This is a genomic window from Paenibacillus ihuae (assembly GCF_001368795.1).
GTDB lineage: Bacteria > Bacillota > Bacilli > Paenibacillales > Paenibacillaceae > Paenibacillus_AQ > Paenibacillus_AQ ihuae.
On sequence record NZ_LN831198.1, the window covers coordinates 3,671,948 to 3,673,394 of the forward strand.

Below are 1,447 nucleotides of genomic sequence, written 5' to 3' on the forward strand. Positions count from 1 at the left end.
TCGTATCCTGCTGCCTCGAGCAACTCAATAGAAGGATGCGGCGTAATCACACTGTTGATCGGCACCCGGTCCTTCAGGAAGGACCGCGGTGAACTCTGCAGCCATATATAGATCCGGTAAACCAGAAATATCGCACCCGCCAGTCCAATGAGCACCATAACGGTTTTATCAGAGCTTGCCAACACAATCACCTCGGTGATTTATTCGCTTGAGCAGCGCTGAAATCCTGCTTTTTGGTTGCACCCTTCTCCATTCAAGCAAAAGAAACTCATCGTTTTTTCGATGAGTTTCCGTTGGTGTTCGCAGTAAAGGTTGCAGAGGCTTGATTGATAACGTCATCAGCCAACGCTGCGAAATTCTCAACAGGGCTGAGCAGAGCAGACGCCGCTTCCGGCTGCGCTTCACCTGCGGCAGCCTCTGCTTCAGGCAGCAGCTTCCAATGCGCCAGGAACTCGATGTTGCCTTCCCCGCCGGTAATCGGCGAGAACGTCAGCCCTTCCAGCCGGTAACCAAGCCCTGCAGCCATAGTCAGCACATTCACCAGCACTTCCTTATGAACCGCAGGATCACGCACTACGCCGGATTTGCCAACCTTTTCACGCCCGGCCTCGAACTGCGGTTTAATCAGTGCCGCAATATCCGCCGGACGGTTCAGCAGTGCTTTGAGCGGAGGAAGGATAATTTTGAGCGAAATGAAGGAAACATCAATGCTCGCAAAGTCCGGAACCGGTCCCTTCAGGTCTGGTGGCGTCATATAACGGAAATTGGTCCGTTCCATCACGCTGACCCGCTCATCATTGCGCAGGCTCCAGTCCAGCTGGTTATAACCGACATCAATGGCATAGACATAGCTTGCCCCGTTCTGCAGCGCACAATCAGTAAACCCGCCGGTGGACGCTCCAATATCAAGCATAATCCGTCCGTTCAGGCCGATCTCAAACTTGCGGAGCGCCTTCTCCAGCTTAAGGCCGCCGCGGCTGACATAAGGATGTACAGCGCCCTTCACTTTCAGGGTGGAACCTCGGGACACCTTCATGCCAGCCTTCTCGATCCGTTCTTCATCCGCCAGAACAAGACCGGCCATAATCGCTGCCTTGGCCTTCTCCCGGCTCTCATAAAAGCCTTGCTCCACTAACAATACATCTATCCGTTCTTTAGGGTGTTCCATGTTCATCTCCCGATCATTCTTGGGCTAACAAGCTTCTCTTCCGGACTTTAGGAAGTAGAAGTCGTCTTGTAGGTATATTTGCTGAGCGCCTTCATCGCTTTGATGCGTGCACACAGCGTTTCAACGGTAAGTCCGGTCTGCTGGCGCTGCTCCTTGACGGAACCGTGCTCGATAAAGATATCCGGAACGCCCATCAGATGGACACGGGCATCATAAATTTCTTGTTCCGAAAAGAATTCCAGCACTGCGCTGCCAAGGCTTCCTGCCTGGCTGGCTTCC

At 53.1% G+C, this 1,447-nt stretch carries 2 protein-coding genes and 1 pseudogene; all 3 read right to left on the reverse strand.

What is annotated here, in order from left to right; genetic code table 11:
* Positions 1-182: pseudogene (locus AQR02_RS16920) on the reverse strand (hypothetical protein); the annotation flags it as partial.
* Between the two features lie 86 nt (positions 183-268).
* Positions 269-1,168, reverse strand: coding sequence for a TlyA family RNA methyltransferase (locus tag AQR02_RS16925; protein ID WP_054941488.1), 900 nt, complete (start codon positions 1,166-1,168; stop codon positions 269-271).
* Between the two features lie 47 nt (positions 1,169-1,215).
* Positions 1,216-1,447: transketolase C-terminal domain-containing protein (locus AQR02_RS16930; protein WP_054941489.1), on the reverse strand; the 232-nt coding region annotated here is incomplete at its 5' end.